The sequence below is a fragment of the Candidatus Aquicultor secundus genome, assembly GCF_002791875.1.
Classification (GTDB): domain Bacteria; phylum Actinomycetota; class Aquicultoria; order Aquicultorales; family Aquicultoraceae; genus Aquicultor_A; species Aquicultor_A secundus.
The window spans coordinates 45,045-51,293 of the sequence record NZ_PFNG01000072.1 but is presented as its reverse complement, the minus strand read 5'-3'; the positions used below and the strand labels follow the sequence as shown (position 1 = coordinate 51,293).

Genomic DNA, 6,249 nt, shown 5'->3' with positions numbered 1-6,249 from the left:
TATTTGTTTGGCGTTGGCATAACTCTCCTTTGGTAGCTTAGTTGCCTCCATTATACCCGGGGCGCTTCAAAAATCGTTGTTGCCTCGATTGTCGCAAGCCTTAACAACTTGCAGGGCCTAACAGAAAAGGTCTATTTAGCGATAGGAGAAAAGCTGCCCGACATCAACCAGAGCTTTCACAGTGTGGAAGGCGAGGCGGTCTACTTACTTGACTATTTCGGCAAAGAAAGCGGACTGCTTGCTTCTGACGCGGACGAAGCTCAGAGCGACCTGGGTAAACTAAGTTGGGCGGCAAACTTCCTCGTCAAGGTAGCCGACGAACAGGGCGACGCGTTTTTGCAGATGAGCGAGATGATGAAGCGCATTGATGATATCAAGGCTTCTATCGAAAGCATCAGGGATTTCTCTGCAGAGATGGAAATGCTTTCACTCAACGCGGCTATCGTGGCTATTAAAGCAGGAGATGCGGGCCGGGCTCTCAATCCGATAACAGCCGAGCTAAAAAAGATGGCGAACTCCGCTATCTCACTAATAGATGAGATTGTTAAGAACTCTGACAGCCTGGCTCAAACATATAGCCTTTTCCAGGAGATAAGTGAAAGCCAGGCTAAATCTTGCAAAGCAGATGCTGAAGAAACCAGCGTGAACCTCTCGTGGAAATACAAAAATCTAAAGGATAGTATCCGGGGGCTTGTGGAACAGCTCAGCCGGGTTACAAACGCAGTCAAAGATTCCGGGCAACCCATCTCAGAAATCATGAATAACTTGCAAATCCAGGATATTTTGCGGCAGTGCACGGACCACGTGCGCCTCTCGCTGGAAGAAGCCTCTGCGGAAGTGGGCGCGGTATTAAATGAAGCATCCCTTGCAGGCGTCACGGCAGAGCAGGTGCTTGATGCAATCGAGTTCCAGGAAAACGTTCCGCTGCTGTGTATCCAGTTAGTAGATGACATCGACACGCGGCTCGAAGAGTCGGTACAAGAATTAAAAGAAGGGTTTGCTGCGGTAAACTCCCTGATTCAGGGCGTCACGACATGTGAAAGCGACGCAGAAGTCGCGGCTTCCCCGGATGAAGCTTCCATGCATGGAATAGATGAGGCCTTTAAGGGGGTCGAGGATGTCATCATGCAGACTGCCGTCATGATGCAAAACACCGCAAACAGTTGGGAAGAGCTATGGTCGACCGCAGTCAGCCTCGAGCAGATGCTTGGAGTACTCGAACAGCAGTTCAAACAGTTAAAGAAGTTTACAAACTTCCACCAAATCAACATCCCGATCAAGATTGAGGTTGCGCGAAGCGTGGGTCTCTCTAAAGACGGTGAGCTGTCCCAGCGGGTAGAGGGGCTTGCCGAGTATATCTCTACCGAGATGAAGGAGTCCCACAAAGGCATAATCGCCGATCACCAATTTCTAACTGCGATGGTTGCCTCTATGAGAGACCATAAAAAAGATATCGAGACAAACCTGGAGTCGATCGCTATGGATGTTGATGACCTGTTGAGTAACTTCCATAGGGCGAAAGAGCAGGTCAAAAAGACATTTGCGTCAGTATGCACAGAAATGTCCCGGTTATCGGAGCTGGTTTCGGCATCTCTGTCAGGCCTCGATCAGATAAACAAGTTGGTTGAAGAGAATAAAAATCTGCGGCATAACTTGAAAGAGCTTGCCGGGATGGCCGAAAAAGCAAAAGCATCAATTCGGCAGGCCGCAGATATAACCGATTGGCAACTCCGCGATGACAGGCTGAAAGGTATTGTGGATAAATTTACAGTGTTAGCACACAAGCGAATAGCTGAAGGGCTATACGATATTGCAATTGAGGATGGAAACCAGGAAGGGGATCTCATCCTTTTCTAAACCAAAACCGGGAGGGCTTGAAGATATGTTCCAGATAGAGATTGGACAGGGTGGAGAAGCGGTGGTTTCAGGGGCGCTTTTGATCAGCTCGATCGAGGATTTTTATAAAGAACTGGCAAAGCTGTTTAACGACGGCAATTGCTCGGTTCTTGATTTGAGAGGCGTTACTGAAATCGATACGGCGGCGCTTCAAGTTCTTATAGCGTTTAAGAAGTCGTTAATAGAGATCAATAGAAATGTTGATTTAATCGCCGGCAGCTCGATACGGGAGGTCCTGGGCTTATCGGGTCTCACGAAGCTGTTCAGGGCGGCATAAATAGGTTTGAGGTGAAATGTATGGGAAGCGTTTTAATCGTTGACGACTCCGCCACTCTTAGAGCGTCGGTGAAGTTCTCTCTTTCAGAGGCCGGCTATGCTGTTGAAGAGGCGGTTGATGGAAGAGACGCATTGCGTAAGCTGCAAGAGCTTCAGACGCGAGGCGGTCAGGTCTCGTTGATCATATCGGATATCAATATGCCGAACATGGATGGGATTACCTTTATTAGAGAAGCCAAGCAAATGCCTTCCTTTAAGTTTATCCCGGTACTCATTCTGACCACCGAGTCGCAGGACTCCAAAAAGACGGAGGGCAAAGGCGCAGGCGCGGCCGGATGGCTTGTAAAGCCCTTCAGCAACGATCAGCTTATAGGTGTAGTTAAAAAATTCGTACGTTGACACGTTAACGGCTGGGCTAATTGCCTCGCCGGAGGGAGATTAGCATGGATCAAAGTAGTTTGATGGAAACGTTTATAACCGAAGCAACAGAGTTACTCCAAGACCTGGAAATCGATCTGGTTTCTCTTGAAGATTCCGGTGAGGACGATGAGCTTATCAACCGCATATTTAGAGCAGCCCATACTATTAAGGGAAGCGCCGGCGTCGTTGGGCTAACCGCACTTTCAGATTTCACGCACTCGATGGAAAGTGTCCTCGACCTGGTCAGAGACCACAAGCTTGTTGTAACAAACGACCTGGTCAGCGTACTGCTGAGGGCTGTCGACCTGTTGAAGGAAATGATCAGGGTCGCGTCTGAAGGCGGGGGAGACATCGACGAACGCGAAATGCAGTTTGTCCTTACTATGCTTCGCCGGTTTCTACCGGCAGCTTCGGTGCAGGAATCAATCACAGAGAAAGAGGTTCCCGAGAACCGGGAGGAGAGCAAGTATGCGTACTTTGAGATTGAGCTGGCATTGCCCGAAACTATCCTCGAAACCGGTACCGATCCCCTGATGCTCCTTCGTGAGCTACAGGATATGGGAGAAATCGTTGAGCTTGAAGTAACTACACAAGACACCCCCGATTTCCATTCACTCGACATCTATAAACTCTATCTGCGCTGGCACCTGGTAATAAGGACGCGAGAGCTGCAATCTAAGGTTGAGAACGTCTTTGTTTTCGTCCAGGATAGTAGCCAGATAGCGATCGAAGATGTCACGCGCTTTTTTAAAGACGGCGTTGATCTTAGGGTTGCCGATATGAAGCTCGGAGAAATCCTGACGGATAAAGGACTTGTGTCAAAAAAGGATATCGAAGAAGTTCTATCATCCCAGCAAAAAATCGGAGAGTTGCTGGTTCAACGCGGTAAAGTCTCGGAGCATGATGTGCGGAGCGCTTTGGAGAAGCAGCTTAAAAGCCGCGAAATTAAAAAAGCCTCAACCATCAGGGTTGATACGGACAAGTTGGATAAGCTTGTTAACCTCGTAGGCGAGATGGTTATCGCCGTCGCCCGCGTAAACCAGCAACAGTGCAGTATGCTTCCCGGCAATAAGCGATCCGCTCAGGGTGCGATAGAAAGCCTGGAGAGAATCAGCCGTGATTTACAAGAACAGGTCATGCGTGTGCGCATGGTGCCGGTTGAGGGGCTTTTCAGCCGCTTTCACCGGGTTATCAGAGACCTTGCAAACGATCAGCATAAACTAATCCGCCTTGAACTGTCAGGCACCGAGACAGAGCTTGATAAAAACGTTGTTGAGCAGCTAAGCGATCCGCTCAAGCATCTTATAAGGAATGCAATCGACCACGGTGTCGAGTTACCCGAAGAGCGTGTTAATGCGGGGAAAGCGGAGGAAGCCACCGTTAAGCTTTGTGCATACCAACAGGAAGGCGAGATTATTATTGAGATAGCCGATGATGGTCAAGGCATCGATCATAAATCGGTCCTCAAGAAAGCCATAGAGAAAGGCTTTATAAGAAATGATGATACCCCTAACGAGAAGGCCCTTTACCAGTTCCTATTTATGCCGGGGTTTTCAACCGCAAAGCAGGTCACCGAGGTTTCAGGTCGGGGCGTCGGCCTTGATGTCGTTAAGCAGAATATCGATGAGCTTCGCGGGACTATCGAGGTCATCTCCGAGGTCGGCAAGGGCACCACATTTAAGATACGGCTTCCTTTAACGCTTGCGATTATCGATGGCATGAACGTTAAAGTCGGCGAGGAGATCATAACAATTCCTCTGCTCTCCATTGTTGAGTCGATCCGCCCGACAAAAGAAGCGGTGAAGACGGTGCAGGGTGAGGGCGAAGTAATCGACGCCCGGGGTGAGTATCTGCCCCTCGTTCGCCTGCATAGTGTGTTCGGTATTGAAACAGACAAAACAGACCCCTCTGAAGCGCTAGTTGTTATCGTCGAGAGCGGGCAGCGCAGATTTGGCGTTTTGGTCGACGACATGCTTGGACAACAGCAGGCGGTCATTAAGAGCCTGGAGAAGAACTTCCACCAGGTAGACGGGGCCTCAGGTGCGACCATCCTTGGAGACGGGACGGTATCTCTAATCCTTGACATCCATGGCTTAGAGAAAATGGCGTTTAGTTCGTCGCAGCTCGACTTTGGACATCGCGGAAGCGAAGCTGCGTAATTAAAACATCAAGACCAAAATGATGATTTCGAAGAGTTTTAAAAGGAGATTGTTATAAATGAGCAAGCTTGAACAGGTAAATGAGGCCATCTCAACAGCAACAGCAAATCAGTTTGTAACATTCACTCTCGGTGATGAGGAGTACGGGATTGCAATTCTCAAAGTGCAGGAGATCATCGGATACCCCGGTTTTACGAAGATCCCAAATATGCCATCGTTTGTAAAAGGGGTCATCAACTTACGGGGCTCCGTAGTGCCGGTCATAGACTTGCGGCTTAAATTTGCCATGCAAGAAAGAGAATATGACACCTATACCGTGATCGCCATCCTTGAGGTAAAGGAAAAGGTCATCGGCGTGATAGTCGATGCGGTTTCAGATGTGATTACCCTTAAAGAGGATGAGATGCAGCCCACCCCGGATTTCTCGAGCGGGGTTAAGGTTGAGTTCATCAGCGGCATGGGGAGGAAAGGTGATACGCTCATCATTCTCCTTGATATCGACCGTGTCCTCTCAGAGGGCGAGATCGGTATGTTGAGTGCGGCGTAACGAAGAAGCAATAAGGCCCTGGGAGTTATCTTTCGGGGCCTTTATTTAAGTGTGACTAGGGCAACCGGATGGACTACATGGGACTGCGCGTAGAAACGGAATATAGAATCAGCGACACGGAGTTCGAACTCCTGAGAAGCCTTGTTAAAGAGCTGACAGGCATCAATTTATCCGACCATAAAAAAATGCTCGTTGTATCCAGGCTCTCAAAGCGCCTGCGTACCTTGGGCCTGACAAGCTTTGCCGGTTACTATAGATATATCACCGAGGGTAGCAAAGGCCGCGACGAGATCGATCACCTGATCAACCGTATGACCACAAACAAGACGGATTTCTACCGCGAAAGCCACCATTTCGATTTCATGCAGAAGACCGCTTTGCCTCAGATATACGAGGAAGGCAGGCGGCAGGGCAAGCTAAAGGTGCGGGTTTGGAGCGCGGGCTGCTCGTCGGGCGAAGAGCCATACACGATAGCCATCACTCTAAAAGAGTTTTTCAAGAGCAAGCCCGGCTGGAATGTTAAGCTACTGGCCACCGATCTCGATACGGAAATGCTTGATAAATCCAAAGCGGGTATCTATAAAGATCAAATTGTTTCGCCGATACCTAATGAATACCTGCGAACCTATTTTAAGAAGGGCGTCGGTGAAAACGAGGGATTGTTTATGGCCAAGGGCGCCCTCAAAGACATGGTCGTTTTTCGCAGGCACAATCTGGTGTATGATAGCTTACCGACAAAGCGCCGATTTGATATCATCTTTTGCCGAAACGTTATTATATACTTCGATGAGGAGACCAAAATAAAGGTTATTAACCAATTTTATAACGCCTTGAAAGAGGGTGGGTACTTGTTTCTCGGGCACTCCGAGTCGCCGGTTGGCTGCGAGACCAAGTTTAAACTGTTGGGCAACAGCCTGTATCGTAAAATTAGTTAACGGCCTTTGTTAGATC

Annotated in this window: 6 protein-coding genes; all 6 read left to right on the top strand. The window is 48.9% G+C overall.

The annotated features are described in order from the left end of the window. Positions 1-108 precede the first annotated feature (108 nt). The 6 genes from COY37_RS03060 to COY37_RS03035 all read left to right on the top strand — a co-directional run bounded on the left by COY37_RS03060 (position 109) and on the right by COY37_RS03035 (position 6,233). The gene (locus tag COY37_RS03060; RefSeq protein ID WP_286976021.1) at positions 109-1,857 is read left to right on the top strand and encodes a methyl-accepting chemotaxis protein; all 1,749 of its coding nucleotides are present in this window, start codon (positions 109-111) and stop codon (positions 1,855-1,857) included. 25 nt (positions 1,858-1,882) lie between these two features. Continuing rightward, the gene (locus COY37_RS03055) at positions 1,883-2,173 is read left to right on the top strand and encodes an STAS domain-containing protein (protein WP_286678597.1); all 291 of its coding nucleotides are present in this window, start codon (positions 1,883-1,885) and stop codon (positions 2,171-2,173) included. 20 nt (positions 2,174-2,193) lie between these two features. Then, complete coding sequence (locus tag COY37_RS03050; protein ID WP_286678596.1) at positions 2,194-2,571, top strand: response regulator; 378 nt, start codon at positions 2,194-2,196, stop codon at positions 2,569-2,571. Positions 2,572-2,615: 44 nt separating this feature from the next. Beyond that, positions 2,616-4,751, top strand: a complete 2,136-nt coding sequence (locus COY37_RS03045; protein WP_286678595.1) for a chemotaxis protein CheA — start codon at positions 2,616-2,618, stop codon at positions 4,749-4,751. A gap of 58 nt (positions 4,752-4,809) precedes the next feature. Next, positions 4,810-5,298, top strand: a complete 489-nt coding sequence (locus COY37_RS03040) for a chemotaxis protein CheW (protein ID WP_286678594.1) — start codon at positions 4,810-4,812, stop codon at positions 5,296-5,298. 68 nt (positions 5,299-5,366) lie between these two features. Next, positions 5,367-6,233, top strand: coding sequence for a CheR family methyltransferase (locus tag COY37_RS03035; RefSeq protein ID WP_286678593.1), 867 nt, complete (start codon positions 5,367-5,369; stop codon positions 6,231-6,233). The last annotated feature ends 16 nt before the right edge of the window (positions 6,234-6,249 follow it).